Origin of the sequence: Rheinheimera muenzenbergensis (assembly GCF_036984005.1) — a bacterium.
Lineage (GTDB): Bacteria > Pseudomonadota > Gammaproteobacteria > Enterobacterales > Alteromonadaceae > Alishewanella > Alishewanella muenzenbergensis.
In genome coordinates, this window is record NZ_JALAAR010000015.1 from 1 (window position 1) to 18,663 (window position 18,663).

The following is an 18,663-nucleotide window of genomic DNA, read 5'->3' on the forward strand; positions in this document are numbered from 1 at the left end:
GAAGTGTTAAATCGAGCAAACTTAAGTATCCCGTTAAAAAGAAAAATGCCGGTCAGCTTAACTGACCGGCATTAGGCAAAGGCCGGGTGTTTTTTTATCTCTGTGAGATTAAAGGTTATTCTGGCGCTTTAGATACACCCACCATCGCCGGACGCAACAGTCGGCCATTTAGCTCATAGCCTTTTTGCATTACAAAAGTAACGGTATTAGGTGCAACATCAGCAGAAGGCTGAATGCTCATGGCCTGGTGCAGCTCCGGGTTAAAGGGCTGGCCCTGTGGATCGATCTGGTTTACGCCGTACTTCGCGACCGTATCCAGAAAGCTCTTAACGGTAAGCTCTACGCCTTCAACCACACCTTTTAGCGCTTCATCCTCACGGTTGATAAACGCCAGTGCCCGCTCCAGGTTGTCTACCACCGGCAGCAGGTCTGCGGAAAACTTTTCCAGCGCAAACTTATGCGCCTTTTCTACATCCATACTGGCGCGGCGACGAATATTGTCTGACTCCGCCTTAATACGCAGCATTAAATCATGTTGCTCAGCCAGTTGAGCCTTGGTTTGCGCCAGCTCAGTTTCCAGCTTACTGATAATACTTTCCTCACCAGACAGTTCCACGGTATCAGCCGTGTCATTTGCCGGCTGCTGAGTATGTTCAGTCGTGTTATCTGTTGGCTGTTGTTGCTCAGTCATGTGTCACTACTCCGAAATTAAACAGGTGTATTATGGGGATACTTAGCGCCGATTCAAGTTTAAATTTAATTGGCGGGCACAGGCTTCTACCAGAGGAATGAGCCGGGCATAGTTCATTCGTCTTGGCCCAACTAACGCAATAAAACGGGCAGGCTGGGCCTGATAGCGCTGCGCAATCACGCTGACATTGGCCAGTTCAACATAGCCGGATTCCTTACCCAGCAATAGCTTAGGCGTATCGTCCTGGGTAATATTGTGCAACAAACGCACCAGTCCTTCCGGTTGTTCCAGCATCTGCATGACTTGTTGCAACGCGGTATTTTGCTGGTACTCTGGGGTCAGCAATAATTGATGCTGACCAAAAATTAATGGCTGATGTTGCTGCAATTCATCTAAACTGAGCTGGCCCAGTACCTTTTGCAGCAACTGCTGACACACGCCGCTTTCACCGCGCACTATGCTACCCAACCGGGCAATACCATCCTGCCACTGGCCACCACCACCGAGCGCCGCATTGAGCAGGCACAGTACCTTGCTCAGGATATTATTATCTATTGCCGTTTCACAATGCAGCACCCGATGCAGAATGTCGCCATCTTCGTCTATCACCACCAACAACAACCTGTCACTGGCCAGACGCACTAAATCAATTTGCCGCACCATCCTGCCACCGGCTTTAGGCGCACTGATAATGGTAACAAAGCCGGTGAGGTTAGTGAGTAACTGCCCCGCCTGCTGACATAACAACGACACCGGTAATTGCGGTGTTAACTTACGCTGCAATTCGCTGGCCCACAGTGTCGTCAGCGGCTGCAGCTGCAGCATTTTATCAATAAACAACCGCATACCGGATGTAGTCGGGATCCGCCCGGCCGAAGTATGTGGTGAACGAATAAACCCCTGTTGCTCCAACTGCATCATGGTATTACGCACCGTCGCCGAACTGACCGCCAATTGCGCATTATCTGCCAGCACTTTAGACGATACTGGCTGCCCATCCAGCAAATACTGCTCTACTATCAGTTTTAAAATCAGCTCGGGTCTGCTTAGGGTTATTGTCATGCGCCGCACTCAGTTCAGTCTTGGGCTTCTATATGGGGTGGGCATGGGCATAATTCAAGCAATACCCGCTAGTGTCTGAGTTAGCCTAACGCTATACTGCAGGCACGCTGTTATAGGAAATTGCTTATGCAACATGCTTTTACTACCGTAGGCCTAATTGGTAAACCGCATCATCAGGGTGCCAATGCAACCTTGTTAAGTCTGTATCAGTTTTTACAGCAGCAGGGGCTAAAAGTCTATGTCGAAGAGCAGGTCGCGCAGTCATTAAATATCGCCGGCGTTGAGGTACTGGATTTAGTCGAGCTGGGCAAAAATTGTGATCTGGCCATAGTAGTAGGCGGCGATGGCAATATGCTTGGCGCGGCCAGGGTATTATCGCGCTTTGACGTCGCCGTACTGGGCGTTAATCGCGGCAATCTGGGCTTTCTGACAGACCTGGCACCGGAAACCTTTGCCCAGCCATTAAGCGAAGTTCTGGCGGGAAATTTTGTTACCGAAAAGCGTAATTTGCTTGAGGTTGCCGTACATCGTCATGGCACCGTTAAAAGCAGTAACAGTGCGGTCAATGAGGCCGTATTGCATGCCGACAAAGTAGCCCACATGATTGAATTTGAAGCCTATATCAATGATGAGTTTGTCTACAGCCAGCGTTCTGATGGTCTGATCATCAGCACACCTACCGGCTCTACCGCGTATTCATTGTCAGGCGGCGGGCCAATACTGACGCCCGATTTAGATGCTGTCACCCTGGTCCCCATGTTTCCGCACACTCTAAGCAGCCGGCCATTGGTGGTGTCTGGTAGCAGTGAAATCCGCCTAAAAGTTGCCAGCACTAACGATGCGCATCTGCAAATAAGCTGCGACAGTCATGTCATTCTTGCCGTTATGCCAGGCGATGACGTATACATACGAAAGCATCCCACGCCTCTGCGGCTGGTGCACCCACCGGGATACAGCTATTTTCATGTGTTACGCAACAAGCTGGGCTGGGGCAGCAAACTTTATTAAACACCCGCTTGCCAGTTGCACAATTCCTGTATAATGTTACTGTATATATAAACACTGTTATTTTTAACAGTAATTTTTAATCAGGCTTGGAGCATCGCATGCTGTGTCATCTGCATATCAGTAATTTTGCCATAGTCCGCGCACTGGAAATTGACTGGGCCAGTGGTATGTCAACCATTACCGGCGAAACCGGTGCCGGTAAATCTATTGCGATAGACGCACTATCGCTGTGCCTGGGCGAGCGCGCCGATGCCAGTGTCGTGCGGCCAGGTTCAGACAAAGCCGATATCGTTGCCAGTTTCGACATCAGTGCGTTGCCGCTGGCACAGCAATGGCTGACAGAGCAAGACCTGGTAATGGGACACGAATGCATAGTGCGCCGGGTAGTAAGCAGCGAAGGACGGTCGCGCGGTTTTATTAACGGCGTACAGGTACCGGCGCAACAATTAAAAGCCCTGGGCCAGCACCTGCTTAGCATTCATGGCCAGCATGCACATCAATTGCTGCTAAAAGCTGACTATCAACGGCAATTACTCGATGCCTTTGCCGTAAATGCCTTAACGCAAGATGCCACCCGGCAGGCATGGCGTGGCTGGCAACAGCTGAAAAAAGAATACGCCGAACTTGAACAGTCGCAACAACAACGAGATGCGCAGCGCCAGTTACTTGAATATCAGGTTGCCGAGCTGGACACCTTTGCACCGCAAGAAAATGAATATCCACAACTGGAAGCCGAACACAGCCGTTTAAGCCACGGCAATACCCTACTTAGCCAAAGTCAGCAATGCCTGCAACTTTTGTATGATGATGAGCAGCAAAACATTTATCAGGCCCTGTCAGCAGCCACTGCGCTAGTTGATCAGCTAAGTAACCTGGACTCAAGCTTACACAACATTACCCAGATGCTGAATGACGCCCTGGTACAAACCGAAGAAGCCAGCCGCGAATTACGGCGGTATGCTGATAAAGTTGAACTGGATCCACAGCGGTTGGCGCAGATAGATGAACGTTTAAGCCAATGGCTTAACCTGGCCCGCAAACATCAGGTGGCTTACACCGATTTACCGGCGTTCCATCAACAGCTATCTGAGCAACTGTCGGCGTTAACCGGCAACGATAAACGACTACTGCAACTGTGCCAGGAAATTCAACAAGCCGAACAGGAATACATGGTACAGGCTGAACAGTTAAGCCAGCAACGTCAGCAGGCTGCATTGTTGTTAAGCGACAAAATAAGCAACAGTATGCATGAGCTGAGTATGGTAAATGCCCGCTTTGACATAGTGCTGAAAAAACTAAACGTCGAACAGGCCAGTGCCTGTGGCATAGATGCTATTGAATTTCAGGTATCAACCAATCCGGGGCAACCATTGCAGGCGTTGCATAAAGTCGCCTCAGGCGGCGAGTTATCCCGTATCAGCCTGGCCATTCAGGTGATCCTGGCAGATAAGGTGACAACACCCACACTCATTTTTGATGAAGTTGATGTTGGTATTAGCGGCCCGGTCGCAGCAGGCGTCGGACGTATGTTGCGGCAATTGGGCGAAACAACGCAGATTATTTGTGTTACCCACCTGCCACAGGTTGCCAGCCAGGGACATCAGCAATTGTTTGTTGAAAAATATACTGATGGCATGGCAACCGAAACCCGAATGCGCCAGTTAGATGATGAACAACGCATCAGTGAAATTGCCCGCTTACTGGCTGGCGAGAATATCAGTGCCAGTGCTCTGGCCAATGCGCGCGAACTTTTATGCGCCAAGGCAGTCTGAAAGAAGATTTTTCAGCAGAGCCGTCATAGGGTATGATGGCGTAATTCAGATAAAGCAGACAGTTTAAATGAAAGCAGTAATTCAAAATTTAATCGTTATATTGGCTCTGGCCAGCGTCAGTGCTTGTAGTAGCTGGGTTTATCGTATTGATATTCCTCAGGGTAACTTCCTGGAGCAGAAAGACATAGACAAACTGCGCATAGCCATGACTAAAGAGCAGGTAAAATATGTGCTGGGCAGCCCGGTAGCAAAAAATGCTTTTGATGACGATACCTGGCATTATTTTTATGCCCTTAGAGGTGGCCGCGGCAATGATTTTGAGAAACAGCTGATTGTCGAATTTAAAGACGATAAGCTTGCCGACATTAAAGGCGACTTTGCAAAATCAGACAACTTTAACACCCCGCTGGATATCTAACCCTTAGCGGCTTTTACGGTTTAGCAATAAATAAAACCAGCCTCGGCTGGTTTTATTTATTGCGCAGTTTTTACGTCGTGTACCCGGCCGCCGGTAACTTTATCTGCCCGGCCTTCTTCTTTGGCTTTTTCTGCCCGACGACGGCGTAAATCTTTTGGATCAGCAATAAGTGGCCGGTAAATTTCTATCCGGTCGCCCTGCTTTACTTCGTCCTGTAATTTAACCGGCCGGCTCCAGATGCCAACCTTTTGCTGCGTTAAATCAATCTCGCTAAACTGCTGTAAAATACCCGAAGCATTAATAGCCTGCTCTACAGTACTGTGTGCGGCTATTGCCAGCGTTAACAGGCTTTGCCGTTCAGGTTTAGCATAGGCAACTTCTACCGTGATCTGATCAGCCATTGTTTACTCCGTAAACTTGCTTAGCGCGTTGTGTAAAGGCACTCACCATAGATGTGGTTAACTCGGCGAAAATTTTACCAAAAGCAAACTGCACAAGTTTACTGGAAAATTCAAAATCCAGTTTCAGGATCACTTTACAGGCAGTATCGCTCAGTGGCTGAAACTCCCAGCCGCCCTGCAACTGTTTAAACGGGCCATCAACCAACTGCATTACAATACGCTGATTTGGATACAGCGTATTGCGGGTGGTAAAACTATGGCCAATACCAGCCTTGGAAACGTTAAGCGATGCCACCATCTCTGTTTCAGACTGGCTGACAATACGGGCAGAGTTACAACCAGGCAGAAATTGCGGGTAGTCAGGTACAGCATTGACTAAGTCAAACATCTGCTGTGCACTGTAAAAAACCAGCGCACTGCGCTCAATTTGTGGCATACTCTCTCCCCTTTAAATCCGCCGCCGATTGTAACAGAATAACGCGCTGCAACAAGGCTTGAGCCAACGCCGACCACTAAAACAGAGCTGCGACAACGATCAAATTATGAGTAAAAAACAAGCTAGTAAAAATAAAAACGGCACCATAGCGCAAAACCGCAAAGCTCGGCATGAGTACTTTCTGGAAGACCGCTACGAAGCAGGTATGGCGCTGCAGGGCTGGGAACTGAAGAGTATTCGCGAAGGTAAAGTAAACCTGTCTGACTCTTATGTCATCTTGCATAATGGCGAAGCCTTTTTGCTTGGCGCACAAATTCAACCTTTAAATAGTGCATCCAGCCATGTGATATGTGACCCGGAACGTAGCCGCAAACTGCTGTTGCATAAGCGTGAACTGGATAAGTTGCTTGGTTTGAAAGAACGCGAAGGTTTTACCCTGGTCGCCACTGCTATGTATTGGAAAGCCTGCTGGGTTAAGCTGGAGTTTCATTTAGCCAAAGGTAAAAAAACCTTTGATAAGCGTGACGATATTAAAGACCGGGACTGGTCACGCGAAAAAGAACGCATGATGAAGCATTCTAAACGCTAAACCGGCCTTGAAACTTATTCGACCTAACCCCATCTAAGGTTATGTCGTTAAAAATTGGCAAAGCTACAAAGCCCGCTTGTGTAACAGCATGCAGCTGCGTACAATAGCCAAACACTGAAAGTGTAAGTGTAACACCACAGAATTCGGGGCTGATTCTGGATTCGACGGGATTCACGAACTCTTAGGTGCATGCCGAGGTGCGGTAGGCCTCGTAAAAAAACCGCAAAAAACTAGTCGCAAACGACGAAAACTACGCAATCGCTGCTTAATAGGCAGTAGATAGCTCTTCCCCTCACGCATGTCTGTAAGCTGAGACTCTGGAAGATCACCCCTAACAGAATCGCGTCGCGTCTTCGCCTGGAGACAACACGTTAAAACCAATCAGGCTCGCCCGACGAAAGCCTGCCATTCGGCGCTCATAGGGTTAACTAAATGAATGTGCTAAGCATGTAGTACCGACGATGTAGGTTTTTCGGACGCGGGTTCAACTCCCGCCAGCTCCACCAAATAGCACAAGGCCAGCAGCGATGCTGGCCTTTTGTTTACTCAGGCGCTTTGCGCCGATATGCCACACTTTTATCAGCTTTGGCTTACACGCTGCTGCTAACAACTGCTGATCAGCTAATTTCAACCTTAGCCATCATTAACCTGTACTGAATAACATTTGGTAACAATGGTTAAAAATCAAAAAATAATTCTTAGATTAAAATCAGTTGCTTAGCTTACTTATAACACAAAAGCTGTATTTTTAGCCATACAGACGTTTGACGTAAGCATTAATCATGCGCATAGTAAAGCCTTCTTAAATTTGCAATGGATGCATGTTTTACTGAACTCCAATGGATTGAGACATCTAACTGTAGTTTTAAATAGATAATAAAGGCCGTTATCTGCTACATAACCGGCATTGGGGCGCATATGAACATCCATTTAGCAACAGGCATTAATTCGCCATTGTACGTACCTAAGGCCTGCCCTGAATTTGCATTGGGGCTTGATCCATCAGTAGCCTGTTTTCTTAATTCATTTCACTGTTTTGCCGCTGAGTCTGTGCTTGAGAAAAATGCCGTGTACCGGCTGCGACACAAAGTTTACTGTGAAGAGCTGAACTTTGAGCCTATCCGCGAAAACGGCATGGAAAGCGACAGTTTTGACACTAACTCTATGCATCTTGGTATAGAACATGCGCTGTCGGCAAAAATGGTAGGCACTGTCAGGGTTATTACGTCTGCTAATTCGCAGGAGCTGCTTCCGGTAGAAAGTAATTTTGGTAATACGATAACTCATGCCGAGTTAAACCCAGGTGCTTTTCAAAGAGAGCAAATTTGTGAAATTTCACGCTTAGCAGTACCTGATTTTGTCAGATGCAAACTGCGTTCAGGCGATATGTTTACTGACGAGCAACAGGCTCAATCAGGCAGTTTAGTGGCAATATCACTTTATTTACTCGCATCTGTGCTGTGTGAGCAGGAAGGGCGATTTCATTGTTTTGTTATGTTCGAACACAAAATGGCCAGAGCACTGAGAAAAATTGGCATTCACTTTAGCCAGGTTGGCGACTTCACTGAGTACCATGGTTTAAGGGCGGTACATTATCTGGATGTGCGCACACTCAACGAAACCTTGAAACCCAAATACCTGGCGTTAAGATCTATGCTGGCGACTCAGCTTGACTCTAATAGCCTGGCACGGCTTGGTAGCAAAAAAATTGCCTGATTAGTGTAGTGGTATTTAAACCTGGTGGACTCGTTAACCCAACTTACGCTGGGTGCCGCGGTAGCAGTTGCTACCTTAGGTCGGCACAGCCCGCATAAAACCAAGCTGGTCGCGGCAGGAGCCATTTTAGGCACTCTGCCGGATTTAGATGTATTACTTGATTATGGCGATGTCGTCAGCAATATGGTGCTACATCGTGCGCAAAGCCATGCGGTGTTTTACCAAACGTTACTGGCCCCCTTGTTCGCCTATCTCGCTGCAATCTTCTGCCGGCAACGCCAATATTATTGGCGCTGGTTACTGGCGACCTGGCTGATATTTATCAGCCACAGCGCTATTGATGCCATGACAGTTTATGGCACCCAACTGGCCTTGCCATTTAACAACCAGCCTTATGCTGTTGGCAGTATTTTTATTATCGACCCGCTTTATACCCTGCCGTTGCTGTTTGGCGTTGGTCTGTTTTTGCAGCGGCAGCATCCGCCGGCCGGTTACCGTGCAAATATGCTGGGTATTGCCCTGTCCAGTGCTTACCTGCTGTGGACTGTTGCTGCACAGTGGCAGGTAAGCCAGATCATCAAACAAGCATTGACCGCCCAGCAGCTGAATTATCAGCAGCTACTGGTCACGCCTGCGCCATTGAATACTCTGCTGTGGCGTATTGTCGTGATAACAGAACACGGTTATGCCGAAGGGTTTTACTCACTGCTTGATGCCGATAATTCGCTAACACTGCATCATGTCGCAACAGACCCAGCACTGAAGGCTCGTTATCAACAGTTAAAAAGCGTGCAGCAGCTGGCGGCTTTTAGCCGTGGTTTCTACAACCTGCGACAACAGAATGGCCAGCTACTTCTGACAGATTTGCGTATGGGGCAAGAAGGCAGCTATGCCTTTGAGTTTGTTATTGATAGCACCAGCGGTATGCCGCTGGCACAACTGCCGATGCGGCATAACAGCGAAACCGCCTTGCCATGGCTTTGGCGCCGGGCATTGGGCCAACCGCTACCCTCGCCTTACTGGCCTAGTGACCAATAATATTGTAACCAGACCAGTCCGGCTGCATAGCCTGGCTTTGCCCGGATGGTGTCAGATGCACGTACAGGCCCTGTAATTGCGTGAGGGCAAAGCAGTCGTCCAGTTCAAGTAAATCGTCTTTGTGCCGGCTATCAGCAGCGGGTAACAACTGCTGCTTCGCCTTTTGTTTGGCTTCTTGCTGTGAACCGGCAACACAAAGCATAAAATCATGCTGTTCGGCAATTTTGTCAGCGTAGTAACCACCAAAATTGACAAAATACAGCTTAAGATCACTTTGCGCTGGGGTGTCCTGTAAACTGACTGCATAACCATCGATATGCTTTACCTGCATATAACTATCGATATGCAGGCCTTTTACGGTGCCAATCCATTGCTGACACAACTGCGCATAGGTATCTTCTAACTGCAGTCCGGCAACAAAACGCACATCGTGCAGCTCAATATTGGCACCGGGTGCGGTGCCTCCCAGGTAAACCAAAAACAGTTGCATGTCCTCTCCTTAAGCTCAAAACCACAATACGGTGGCCCATTAACTAACACCGCGCAACGATAGCGTATTTCGCGTGTTGCAACCAGTAAGTCAATGAAACTTATCTGTTAAAAGATCGCTTCTGCTGCATAAAACTGCTATACCTTGCTAAGATAAATTTTCCGCACTCCTGTTTTTTTACTGTTTTTAGAGCCGAGCTGTCGTCTAATGCGAAGTGAACTGCAACAGATCCTGAATACGATAAGCCGCAATCCGGCTATTGATCAGGGCGAGCTGGAATCAGCAAGTGAATTAATTTTACAGGGTATAACTAAGGGCCTGGCAATAGACCGTGCCAGCGTTTGGTTGTTGTCAGACAATAACCAGCAGATACATTGCAACTACCTGGTTGATGGCGATAATAGCCAACCCAAACCACAGCTAAGCTTAAACCGGCAAGACTATCCCCGCTATTTCGCAGCACTAGATTGTGAACGCAATATAGTGGCAGACGATGCGCACCATCATCCCCAAACCTGTGAATTCAGCCAGCCTTACCTGACACCTCTTGGGATCTGTGCCATGCTGGACACGCCTATCCGGCATCACGGCGTGATGGTTGGCATTATCTGTATCGAGCACCGCGCCGCAAAACACTGGCACACCGACGAAATAGTATTCGCCGGCTTTCTGGCGGATATCTATGGCAGAGCCCTTAGTGCTTCAGAGCGCCAGCGCTACCAGCTGCAGCTGGAACAGCTAAACAGCTCGCTGGAGCAAGTGATTGAGCAGCGCACCCACGAATTGAGCCAGTCGCTGACACAACTGCAACATACACAACACCGGTTAATTGAAATGGAGAAAATGGCCAGCCTTGGCCGGTTAGTGGCAGGCATTGCGCACGAAATTAATACGCCATTAGGTGTTGCCGTAACAGCAAACAGCCATGCCGCAGCGACGCTGCTACAACTGGAGCAGGCATTTCAGCACAACCAGCTGACACGGCAGCAATTTTTGCAAGCTGGCAGCACCATTAATTCCAGCATTGCCATGGTAAATGCCAACTTGTTGCGCGCCGTTGATTTGGTTAACAGTTTTAAACAAACCGCCACTGCCGGCACGGAACAACAGGCAGAATTGATTGAATTAAAGCAATTTTTGCCAAGAGTTATTAGCAGTGTGCAATCGTTATTGGCTGAACATCAGGCGCATATACACCTTGCAGTGCCCGAGCATATGAAAGTGCAGAGCTTTATCAGCCCGTTGTCGACTATTATCACAAAATTAATTGAAAATGCCTGCCTACACGCTTTTTCCGGTGACAGTGACAGGCAAATTACTTTTACTGCCAGCGAGCATAGCCACTATTGGCAAATTGAGGTGGCAGACAATGGCCGTGGTATGACAGAAAACGAGCTGAATCGTGCCTTTGAACCATTTTTTACGTCAAGGCGCAATCTTGGTTCCAAAGGGCTTGGCCTTACTCTGGTGTTTAATCTGGTCACTCATCTGCTGCGGGGAGAGATCAGCCTGCATAACCAAAATACAGGCTGTCTGGTAAAGATTAAATTACCACTGGATCCTTACGCTACACTCTAACCGTTAAACCATCCGCCAGCGCGCGACGATAAGCCAGCGCACCGGGAATAACTGCCAGCAGCGCCGACAAGGCTATAACAGCCAGGCCACCATACAGGGTCTCACTGCGAACGATATTCAAACTGATAAACAAGCCATAATCGGCTGCCAGCGTATCTTGCCAGCAAAACAAGCAGAGCAGCAAAAGCAAGGTGCCGGATAACAGCGACAATAACGTGATCAGCAGCACCTCCATCTGAATAAGCACCAGCAAATACCAGGGGTGAGCGCCAGCTGCGCGCAGTATTGCCATCTCACGTTGCCGCTCCTTCATCGATGCCAATAACGTCGTCACCATACCTATCAATGCAGCAAGCAATACCAGCAGGCTAATCAGCAATAACATACTTTCTACCATGCTTAACATTTGCCACAGTTCAGCCAGCGCTACACCAGGCAAAATGGCCGATAAGGGTTCACGTTTAAATTCGTTGATTTGCCGCTGTACGGTAAAGGTAGCCATTTTACTGTTCAGGCCCAACATAAAGGCGGTAATAGAGCCGGGCGTTAAATCTTCTGCCAGCGTTTGCTCTGCCGTCAGTTGCCGCCCCGGCACAGGTGCGCCCTGCTGCCAGTCAAGATGTATTGCTTCTATCGCTTCCAGGCTAACATGTACTGTTTGATCTACCGGCGTGCCAGTGGCGGCCAATATACCGACTACAGTAAAAGGCTTACCTTTATGCTGACTAAAACTTACCGCCCCTACCCCATGTGACAGTTCGATCTGTTGTCCCAGCGTATAACCCAACTTTTCGGCGACCTGAGCACCTAACACCGTTTCATATACCGCGGCAAACGGCATGCCCTCAGCAAAACGCAGGGCTTGGGTATTGGCATAACGAAAATGCTCAAAATACTGCGCTGTAGTACCCATTACGCGGTAGCCCTGATGCGAGTCTCCAAGTGATATCGGAATAGCCCATTGCACTTGCGGGTGCTTAATAATGCGCTGATAGGTTGGCCAACTGATATTTGCTGTAGCATTGCCAATCCGAAATACCGAATACAGCAGTAAATTTAACTGACCAGAGCGGGCACCAACGATTAAATCAGTACCTGACACTGTGCTGGTGAAGCTGCTTTTGGCTTCGGTGCGTAAGTGCTCTATACCCAACAGCAGGGCAATACTGATAGTTAGTGACAGCCAGGTCATCAGCACGGTACCGCGCCGGTTCCACAAGCTTAATCGCGCCAGTTTAATCAGCATGGCTGTACTCCTTGGGCAAGTTGGTCCATTTGCAACTGATACTTAAAATACTGCTGCAAACTGGCATCATGGCTGACAAAGATAACGGTACAGCCGTTGGTGTCGGCTTCAGCCAGCATCACCCGCATAAAAGCGTCGCGGTTTTCGCTATCCAGAGCCGACGTTGGTTCATCCGCGATCAGCAAGGCCGGCTTTGGCAGCAGAGCCCGAGCAATGGCGACTCGCTGTTGCTGCCCGACACTTAGTGCACTGGCTTTTTGCTGCTGCAAAGCAGCCGGTAAACCCAAACGGTTAAGCAGTGCTTTAGCGCGCGCCAGGCTGTCCGTTTTATTTTGTCCGGCAAAATGGCTGCTTAATAAGGTGTTGTCCAACACCGATAAATAGGGGATCAGATTCAATTGCTGAAACACTACACCAATCTGCTGTGCTCTTAGCGTGTCACGTGCGCCACCGCTAAGCTGATGCATAGGCAAGCCATGCACATACAGCTCACCAGTTTGCACTCTGGCGATGCCACTTAATAAATTAAGTAAGGTGGTTTTACCGCTACCTGAAGCGCCACGAATAAATAAATGCTGGCCTTTGGCCAATTTAAGTGCCGGCATATGTAATTGCCAGCCGCTGGCTTTATAGTTAAACGTCAGCTGTTTGAGTTCAATAGCAGAAATTTCAGGCTTGTCAGTCACAGGCTTCCTCAGCGTCATGCTATGATGTGGTCGTTTCGCATTATGCCAACTTAGAGGAGCAAGCTCCAATGCTACGCCTGTTATCCGTTGCGTTATACCTGACACTGGTCGCAAGCTTTACTCTTGCCGCCAGCGAAGTCAAAACCATTGAATGGACTGACTTAATGCCAGAGGAAGATTTAAAACTGCTGCAGCAAATGCCTGAAGTACAGCACGATTACAGCCAGCCTTCGCCTTTCGATGACAACTATCAGGGTGATGATCCTGCTGCGCAGCAATGGCAACAAATTTTAAGTTCTGCAAAAGTGCGCGAAGAATTTAATAACACTAAGGTACGGGTGCCGGGCTTTATTGTGCCGCTGGAGTTCGATGCAGAACAAAACGTGACCAGTTTCTTTCTGGTGCCTTACTTTGGTGCTTGTATCCACGTGCCACCGCCGCCGCCGAATCAGATCATTTACATGCATGGTGCAAAAAATCTGAAAGCCGACATGATTTACTCACCGTTCTGGATTTCCGGTACCTTAAAAACCGAAACTATGACGCACGATCTTGGCCAGGCAGCCTATAGCATGACTGTCGATTCGGTTGAAGAATACACGTACTAATTAAAAACGGCAGCTTCGGCTGCCGTTTTTATTCGCTGATTTTTTTATTGCAGCTGTACGGTGCTGTTAGCCAGTGTCGCTGTACTGCCACCTTGTTGATCATTAACAATCCACTGCACCTCTACTTCTTCCAAAGCAGGCAGCAAACTAAAAATGTGCAAACTAAGTGTATTTAGCCGGGCCGGGCTTTGACACAACAGTTGATAATTTGCGTAAAAGTCAGCATGTCCGCCACTGACATTGGCCTGGGTTAAATCTGTGCTGGCCTGAGCATTTAGCACCTCACAACTTGCCTGAGCATTCAGGCTAAACCAGTTACCCTGATTAAAGACGGCTATCGCCGCTGCCACTTCCTGCTGTTGTTCGGCCGTACTTGGCTTATGCTCAAAGCCTAATACGCTTTGTGCTGCCGCCTGAAATGCCAATTGCATTTCGTTACCTTCCAGCACTAAGGTTAACAGCGCTTTACCATGTACATGGGCGCCCAATGCAGTAAACTCTTCATCATGCTCATGCTCATGCTCATGCTCATGCTCATGCTCATGCTCATGCGGCTCAGTTTGCGCGGCATTTAGCGGCAATGCCAACGGCACTATTGATAACAGTACCCCAAAAACCGCTGCACTAAACTTCATTTCTGTCTCCCATCATCAGATTGGCAATTGTTATAACATAACACACAGCGCCACAACCTTGCCATACTCTGATCGTCAGCGCCACTGCAGCCGTATCATCCGGCAATAAACAGCATAAGTGTACAGCATGCCAAAGTTAATAGTCGTTTTAGGAGACCAGCTAAGCCCCGCTTTAGCCAGCCTGCAACAATTGCAACCTGAAGACCTTATTTTGCTGGCCGAAGTCACCAGCGAAGCAAGTTATGTCAGGCATCACAAGCATAAGATAATTCTATTATTTAGTGCCATGCGCCACTTTGCCGCTACGCTGCAGCAGCTGGGTTACCAGTTGTGTTACATCCGCTATGGCAGCGTACCGCATCTAAACACCATGACAGATGCTGTGCAGTTTGCGCTGGCACAACACACTGATCTTACCAGCGTAGTCATTACCGAATGCGGTGAATACCGCTTACAACAAGAGATTTTAAGCTGGCAGCACCAACTATCGCTGCCGGTGCACATTCTTAGCGATGACCGTTTTATCTGTGATCTGCCACGCTTTTCCCGTTGGGCTAAAGGTAAAAAGCAGCTACGGATGGAGTACTTTTATCGGGAAATGCGCCGCTACACAGGCTTATTAATGCAAGCAGAGACACCTGAAGGCGGCAAATGGAACTATGATGCTGACAATCGCAAAACCTGGCCCGATAAACTCCAGCCCACCGCGCCCTTGAGCTTCCCGCCAGATGACATTACAGCCGACGTTATTGCACTGGTTCAACAGCATTTTGCTGACAATATGGGCCGCGCTGAAAACTTTCACTATGCCGTATGCGGCAAAGATGCCCGGCAGGCCTTTTTACATTTTGTGCAGCACCAATTGCCACAGTTTGGTGACTATCAGGATGCGATGCGGCTGGGGCAGCCCTTTTTGCAACACAGCATTTGCTCCATATATTTAAACTGTGGTTTGCTGGACGTACGCTGGATGTGTAACAAAGTACAGCAGGCCTATCAGCAAGGCCTGGTGCCGCTTAATGCCGCCGAAGGTTTTATCCGGCAATTAATTGGCTGGCGCGAGTATGTCCGTGGTTTATATTGGCTGCTGATGCCCAATTACAAACAGCGTAATACCCTGGAAGCCACACGAGCACTGCCCGGCTTTTACTGGCATGGCCAAACTAAAATGCGCTGCATGCAGCAGGCTGTTCAAAGCACAATTGAGCATGCGTACTCACACCATATACAGCGTTTAATGATCACCGGTAATTTTGCCTTGCTGGCCGGTTTATCGGTTGAGCAGGTTACCGATTGGTATCTGGCTGTGTATGCCGATGCTTATGAATGGGTAGAGCTGCCCAATACACTGGGTATGGCATTATTTGCCGACGGCGGTGTGCTGGCGTCTAAACCTTATGCCGCCAGTGGCGCTTACATTAACCGAATGAGTAACTATTGCAAACACTGCGCTTACAATGTTAAGCGCACCACTGAAGCCGACGCCTGCCCGTTTAATGCACTTTACTGGGACTTTTTGCAACGCAACCAGGCTGTGCTGGCACAAAACCCTCGCTTAACTTTGGCGTACACTAACTGGCATAAGCGCAGCGACACTGATAAAGCCGCTATTCTGGCCAAGGCGGCAGATACACTGATAAAGCTGGAGCAGTTATGAGCCTTATTCGACTTACCGACACTTCGAGGCCGCATGCCTTCCTCCACTAAGGTGTCCGGCTACGCCACGATCACTTGGTTAAGTTGTGATTGGTCGTTAATGCTACTGCGATCGCAGCGTCGTTGGCGTTTGCTGCTCAAGCCACTGCACGGTTTGCCAAATGCCACTCATTGCCATTTGCAGAAAATCAGGTTCTATTCTCTGCCAGGTATCCTCGGGTGTATGGTAATGCGGGTGCTCCTGGCCACCAAAAAACAAATAAGCAATACCTGCCCGGTGGAATGGGCCATGATCACTGGCATTAGGCCAATCGTGACGTCCACTATCACGTGGTGAGCGCGTCAGACCGCGGTGATGCAGAAACTGCAATTTGCTGTAGTCTTGTTCCAACTCTGCAATAAGCGCCGGAAATCGTCTGGCGCCGGTAAGGTACAATTTGCCGCGCTTGTCTTGGCGACTAATCATATCCAGATTCAGGTTTAGCACGACATTGCTCAGTGGCACCGGTGGTGCAGCAACAAAGGCTTTACTGCCATAAAGGCCGCTTTCCTCAGCATCGGTAGCGATAAAAATATAAGAATATGCCGGACAACTTTGTGTTAAGCGCGCGGCCAACTCCAGCATCGCTGCAACACCCGATGCATTATCATCTGCACCATGATAAATTTCACCGCCACTTTGACCTAAATGGTCATAGTGCGCTGTTACCGCAATATAGTGTTGTGAGTAACGGCAACCAGGCACAACCCCGATAACATTAACGCCGGTTTTTTGTGGTAAACGGGAATAAACAAAGCTGTGCTGATAACCATCGCCAACAGTTTGCAAACCCAATTCGCTGTAGCGTTGGCTAATAAACTGTCTGGCAAGCTCAGCACCTGCAGTTGCAGTTTTCCGGCCCTGCATACTGGCTGCACTTAATTGCTGTATATCGGTTAATACCCGGGCTTGCAGGCCCCCCGCCACAGCGAGAAATAACAACAGTAATATACAACGCATAACTAGTTTGCAGGCCGGCGTAATTTGATTGCTTCCAATTTGGCGTAGTAGCGTGGCCGCAAATTAACCGGTGCTAACTCAGAGGCTTTTAGCAGCACCTGACGTGCCAGCTCTGACTGACTATTGCGGTAGTAAGCCAAAGCCAGCTCTAATTGCAGCTGATGTAGATATGGCGCTTGCTCTGCAGCTTTTTTTAAGAATGTGATGGCGTCAGTATATTGCTGTTGTTGCAGTGCTGTTTTACCGAACAGATACCATAGATAAGGATCGTGCTCATCAAGCGATATCAGAGACTGTAACAGTAGCTGAGCAGCTGCGGCATCTCCCTTGCTTTGTTTTAACAACGCATAATTACTAATCAATGTGGCTTTATCTGCTGATATATCTAAACCATAACGGTAATACTGCTCTGCCAGCACCGTCTCATCCAGATGTCGGTGCACTAAAGCTGTCAAATTGATAATAGCCCCATACGAAGGGGCATATTCCAACGCCACTTTCAACAATGCCAAAGCTTGCTGATATTGTTCTGCCATCAATGCATCTGCAGCAAGGTTACGGTAAAACATAGCAATAAAAGTATGCTGTGATATTCGAGGGCCCGTTATATCTCCAGCCGCAGGCATATAGTCAACTACTATTGACGGCTTGCTAAAGTAGATTTCTCCCTTTTGTGCTACGAAATCCGGATTATACAAAAACGTTCTGACATGATCGGACGACAGCATAAAATCATCTTTAATACTGTAAACCGGCGCCGACACGATAGTCTGAAACTCTATTTCCACTCCTGCTAAATCAGCTAAAGCTTTGGTCAGTACAGCCAGTGAAATACAATTGCCACTTTTTAGGGCATAAGCCTCTGAGGCCGTGTAGTTATTACCCTGGTAGTCAAAACCCGACAAATGCCGTTCCAAAAAATTATACACCCGACGATGGGCTTCAATATGTTGCTGCTCAGGAGCATGGAAGTAAGCGAGAAACTCAGCTTGCTGCTGTGCTGATAATGAAAAAATATCTTCCAGCGTCGGCACAGGTGCAACTGCTGATTGCAACAATTTGGAATAGGGTAAAACTGCAGTCTTAGCGGGAGCCTGCTGCACTGAACTACAAGCACTAAGCAACCCTGTGCTAGCGCTCAGAAGCAACAACGCGCTCAAAACACCTGTACGCATCGCAAACCAACGTTAATTAAACATAAACCCTGTTATATCGCATCCTCATCTTCTTCGCCAGTACGGATACGCACCACCCGCTCCACATCGAAGACAAAAATCTTACCATCGCCAATGCGGCCGGTTTGTGCGGTTTTCATTATGGCTTCAACACAGCGCTCGACCTGATCGTCAGCAACAACAATTTCCAGCTTAACCTTGGGTAAAAAATCCACCATGTATTCTGCGCCGCGATAAAGCTCGGTGTGGCCTTTTTGCCGGCCAAAGCCTTTTACTTCTGTTACCGTCATGCCGGTAACGTTAATATCGGCCAACGCTTCGCGCACATCATCCAACTTGAAAGGTTTAATAATCGCTTCAATTTTTTTCATTATCGTTCCTATTGGTTAAGCCGCAGTATTGCTGGCAGTATAATACAAGCCAGGTGGTGGTTCAGCAGTTAATGCTGAAGAATCACT

At 48.4% G+C, this 18,663-nt stretch carries 20 protein-coding genes and 1 other RNA gene; 10 read left to right on the forward strand and 11 right to left on the reverse strand.

Annotated elements, in window-relative coordinates; all coding sequences use genetic code 11:
* Positions 1 to 115: 115 nt before the first annotated feature.
* Positions 116 to 691, reverse strand: coding sequence for a nucleotide exchange factor GrpE (gene grpE, locus MN202_RS15650; protein WP_335737076.1), 576 nt, complete (start codon positions 689 to 691; stop codon positions 116 to 118).
* A 42-nt stretch (positions 692 to 733) separates the two neighbouring features.
* The gene (hrcA, locus tag MN202_RS15655) at positions 734 to 1,753 is read right to left on the reverse strand and encodes a heat-inducible transcriptional repressor HrcA (RefSeq protein ID WP_335737077.1); all 1,020 of its coding nucleotides are present in this window, start codon (positions 1,751 to 1,753) and stop codon (positions 734 to 736) included.
* 126 nt (positions 1,754 to 1,879) lie between these two features.
* Here hrcA and nadK point away from each other — a divergent pair, with 126 nt between their 5' ends.
* From nadK to MN202_RS15670, 3 genes are all read left to right on the forward strand, one after another.
* Positions 1,880 to 2,761: an NAD(+) kinase gene (gene nadK / locus MN202_RS15660; RefSeq protein ID WP_335737078.1), complete on the forward strand. Its 882-nt coding sequence runs from the start codon at positions 1,880 to 1,882 to the stop codon at positions 2,759 to 2,761.
* A gap of 98 nt (positions 2,762 to 2,859) precedes the next feature.
* Positions 2,860 to 4,533 carry a DNA repair protein RecN gene (gene recN / locus MN202_RS15665; RefSeq protein WP_335737079.1) on the forward strand — a complete coding sequence of 558 codons (1,674 nt, stop codon included), beginning with the start codon at positions 2,860 to 2,862 and terminating at the stop codon, positions 4,531 to 4,533.
* A 67-nt stretch (positions 4,534 to 4,600) separates the two neighbouring features.
* A complete protein-coding gene (locus tag MN202_RS15670; protein ID WP_335737080.1) occupies positions 4,601 to 4,951 on the forward strand; it encodes an outer membrane protein assembly factor BamE in 351 nt (116 codons plus the stop codon).
* A gap of 56 nt (positions 4,952 to 5,007) precedes the next feature.
* Here MN202_RS15670 and MN202_RS15675 read toward each other — a convergent pair whose 3' ends face one another.
* Together MN202_RS15675 and MN202_RS15680 are read right to left on the reverse strand one after the other, a co-directional pair.
* A complete protein-coding gene (locus MN202_RS15675) occupies positions 5,008 to 5,352 on the reverse strand; it encodes an RnfH family protein (protein ID WP_335737081.1) in 345 nt (114 codons plus the stop codon).
* Positions 5,345 to 5,788: a type II toxin-antitoxin system RatA family toxin gene (locus tag MN202_RS15680; RefSeq protein ID WP_335737082.1), complete on the reverse strand. Its 444-nt coding sequence runs from the start codon at positions 5,786 to 5,788 to the stop codon at positions 5,345 to 5,347. Before MN202_RS15680 ends, MN202_RS15675 begins: the two co-directional genes overlap by 8 nt.
* Before the next feature lie 106 nt (positions 5,789 to 5,894).
* Here MN202_RS15680 and smpB point away from each other — a divergent pair, with 106 nt between their 5' ends.
* The 4 genes from smpB (at position 5,895) to MN202_RS15700 (ending at position 9,131) form a co-directional block, all read left to right on the forward strand.
* Positions 5,895 to 6,377, forward strand: a complete 483-nt coding sequence (gene smpB / locus MN202_RS15685) for an SsrA-binding protein SmpB (protein ID WP_335737083.1) — start codon at positions 5,895 to 5,897, stop codon at positions 6,375 to 6,377.
* A gap of 145 nt (positions 6,378 to 6,522) precedes the next feature.
* Positions 6,523 to 6,883, forward strand: a transfer-messenger RNA (tmRNA) gene (ssrA, locus tag MN202_RS15690).
* A 412-nt stretch (positions 6,884 to 7,295) separates the two neighbouring features.
* A complete protein-coding gene (locus MN202_RS15695; RefSeq protein ID WP_335737084.1) occupies positions 7,296 to 8,093 on the forward strand; it encodes a PEP-CTERM/exosortase system-associated acyltransferase in 798 nt (265 codons plus the stop codon).
* Positions 8,094 to 8,117: 24 nt separating this feature from the next.
* Complete coding sequence (locus MN202_RS15700) at positions 8,118 to 9,131, forward strand: metal-dependent hydrolase (RefSeq protein ID WP_335737085.1); 1,014 nt, start codon at positions 8,118 to 8,120, stop codon at positions 9,129 to 9,131.
* Here the strand turns inward: MN202_RS15700 and MN202_RS15705 are convergent.
* Positions 9,118 to 9,621 carry a DUF1543 domain-containing protein gene (locus MN202_RS15705; protein WP_335737086.1) on the reverse strand — a complete coding sequence of 168 codons (504 nt, stop codon included), beginning with the start codon at positions 9,619 to 9,621 and terminating at the stop codon, positions 9,118 to 9,120. The two genes, MN202_RS15700 and MN202_RS15705, sit on opposite strands and share 14 nt — an antisense overlap.
* A 207-nt stretch (positions 9,622 to 9,828) precedes the next feature.
* On the opposite strand from MN202_RS15705, the gene MN202_RS15710 reads away from it, so the two are divergent.
* A complete protein-coding gene (locus tag MN202_RS15710) occupies positions 9,829 to 11,199 on the forward strand; it encodes a GAF domain-containing sensor histidine kinase (protein WP_335737087.1) in 1,371 nt (456 codons plus the stop codon).
* Here the strand turns inward: MN202_RS15710 and MN202_RS15715 are convergent.
* Together MN202_RS15715 and MN202_RS15720 are read right to left on the reverse strand one after the other, a co-directional pair.
* On the reverse strand, positions 11,189 to 12,445 hold the full coding sequence (locus MN202_RS15715; protein ID WP_335737088.1) for an ABC transporter permease: 1,257 nt from the start codon (positions 12,443 to 12,445) through the stop codon (positions 11,189 to 11,191). The two genes, MN202_RS15710 and MN202_RS15715, sit on opposite strands and share 11 nt — an antisense overlap.
* Positions 12,439 to 13,131, reverse strand: a complete 693-nt coding sequence (locus MN202_RS15720) for an ABC transporter ATP-binding protein (protein ID WP_335737089.1) — start codon at positions 13,129 to 13,131, stop codon at positions 12,439 to 12,441. The genes MN202_RS15715 and MN202_RS15720 overlap by 7 nt, the downstream gene beginning before the upstream one ends.
* Before the next feature lie 68 nt (positions 13,132 to 13,199).
* Between MN202_RS15720 and MN202_RS15725 the strand changes: the two genes are divergently transcribed.
* Entirely contained in the window at positions 13,200 to 13,739 is a 540-nt protein-coding gene (locus tag MN202_RS15725; protein WP_335737090.1) for a DUF3299 domain-containing protein, read from the forward strand.
* Between the two features lie 44 nt (positions 13,740 to 13,783).
* Here MN202_RS15725 and MN202_RS15730 read toward each other — a convergent pair whose 3' ends face one another.
* On the reverse strand, positions 13,784 to 14,374 hold the full coding sequence (locus MN202_RS15730; RefSeq protein ID WP_335737091.1) for a ZrgA family zinc uptake protein: 591 nt from the start codon (positions 14,372 to 14,374) through the stop codon (positions 13,784 to 13,786).
* A 127-nt stretch (positions 14,375 to 14,501) separates the two neighbouring features.
* Here MN202_RS15730 and MN202_RS15735 point away from each other — a divergent pair, with 127 nt between their 5' ends.
* Positions 14,502 to 16,031, forward strand: a complete 1,530-nt coding sequence (locus tag MN202_RS15735) for a cryptochrome/photolyase family protein (RefSeq protein ID WP_335737092.1) — start codon at positions 14,502 to 14,504, stop codon at positions 16,029 to 16,031.
* 102 nt (positions 16,032 to 16,133) lie between these two features.
* Here the strand turns inward: MN202_RS15735 and MN202_RS15740 are convergent, their stop codons facing one another.
* From MN202_RS15740 to glnB, 3 genes are all read right to left on the reverse strand, one after another.
* On the reverse strand, positions 16,134 to 17,030 hold the full coding sequence (locus tag MN202_RS15740; protein WP_335737093.1) for a M28 family peptidase: 897 nt from the start codon (positions 17,028 to 17,030) through the stop codon (positions 16,134 to 16,136).
* A 2-nt stretch (positions 17,031 to 17,032) separates the two neighbouring features.
* Positions 17,033 to 18,064 (reverse strand): tetratricopeptide repeat protein, encoded by a 1,032-nt coding sequence (locus MN202_RS15745; protein WP_335737094.1) that lies wholly within the window; start codon positions 18,062 to 18,064, stop codon positions 17,033 to 17,035.
* Positions 18,065 to 18,237: 173 nt separating this feature from the next.
* Positions 18,238 to 18,576 (reverse strand): nitrogen regulatory protein P-II, encoded by a 339-nt coding sequence (gene glnB, locus MN202_RS15750; protein ID WP_335737095.1) that lies wholly within the window; start codon positions 18,574 to 18,576, stop codon positions 18,238 to 18,240.
* Positions 18,577 to 18,663 lie beyond the last annotated feature (87 nt).

Excerpts from the sequence above, each read along its gene's own strand:
- grpE (WP_335737076.1), bottom strand. The coding sequence starts at position 691 with ATGACTGAGCAACAACAGCCAACAGATAACACGACTGAACATACTCAG.
- hrcA (WP_335737077.1), bottom strand. The coding sequence starts at position 1,753 with ATGACAATAACCCTAAGCAGACCCGAGCTGATTTTAAAACTGATAGTA.
- nadK (WP_335737078.1), top strand. The coding sequence starts at position 1,880 with ATGCAACATGCTTTTACTACCGTAGGCCTAATTGGTAAACCGCATCAT.
- recN (WP_335737079.1), top strand. The coding sequence starts at position 2,860 with ATGCTGTGTCATCTGCATATCAGTAATTTTGCCATAGTCCGCGCACTG.
- MN202_RS15670 (WP_335737080.1), top strand. The coding sequence starts at position 4,601 with ATGAAAGCAGTAATTCAAAATTTAATCGTTATATTGGCTCTGGCCAGC.
- MN202_RS15675 (WP_335737081.1), bottom strand. The coding sequence starts at position 5,352 with ATGGCTGATCAGATCACGGTAGAAGTTGCCTATGCTAAACCTGAACGG.
- MN202_RS15680 (WP_335737082.1), bottom strand. The coding sequence starts at position 5,788 with ATGCCACAAATTGAGCGCAGTGCGCTGGTTTTTTACAGTGCACAGCAG.
- smpB (WP_335737083.1), top strand. The coding sequence starts at position 5,895 with ATGAGTAAAAAACAAGCTAGTAAAAATAAAAACGGCACCATAGCGCAA.
- MN202_RS15695 (WP_335737084.1), top strand. The coding sequence starts at position 7,296 with ATGAACATCCATTTAGCAACAGGCATTAATTCGCCATTGTACGTACCT.
- MN202_RS15705 (WP_335737086.1), bottom strand. The coding sequence starts at position 9,621 with ATGCAACTGTTTTTGGTTTACCTGGGAGGCACCGCACCCGGTGCCAAT.
- MN202_RS15710 (WP_335737087.1), top strand. The coding sequence starts at position 9,829 with ATGCGAAGTGAACTGCAACAGATCCTGAATACGATAAGCCGCAATCCG.
- MN202_RS15715 (WP_335737088.1), bottom strand. The coding sequence starts at position 12,445 with ATGCTGATTAAACTGGCGCGATTAAGCTTGTGGAACCGGCGCGGTACC.
- MN202_RS15725 (WP_335737090.1), top strand. The coding sequence starts at position 13,200 with ATGCTACGCCTGTTATCCGTTGCGTTATACCTGACACTGGTCGCAAGC.
- MN202_RS15730 (WP_335737091.1), bottom strand. The coding sequence starts at position 14,374 with ATGAAGTTTAGTGCAGCGGTTTTTGGGGTACTGTTATCAATAGTGCCG.
- MN202_RS15735 (WP_335737092.1), top strand. The coding sequence starts at position 14,502 with ATGCCAAAGTTAATAGTCGTTTTAGGAGACCAGCTAAGCCCCGCTTTA.
- MN202_RS15740 (WP_335737093.1), bottom strand. The coding sequence starts at position 17,030 with ATGCGTTGTATATTACTGTTGTTATTTCTCGCTGTGGCGGGGGGCCTG.
- glnB (WP_335737095.1), bottom strand. The coding sequence starts at position 18,576 with ATGAAAAAAATTGAAGCGATTATTAAACCTTTCAAGTTGGATGATGTG.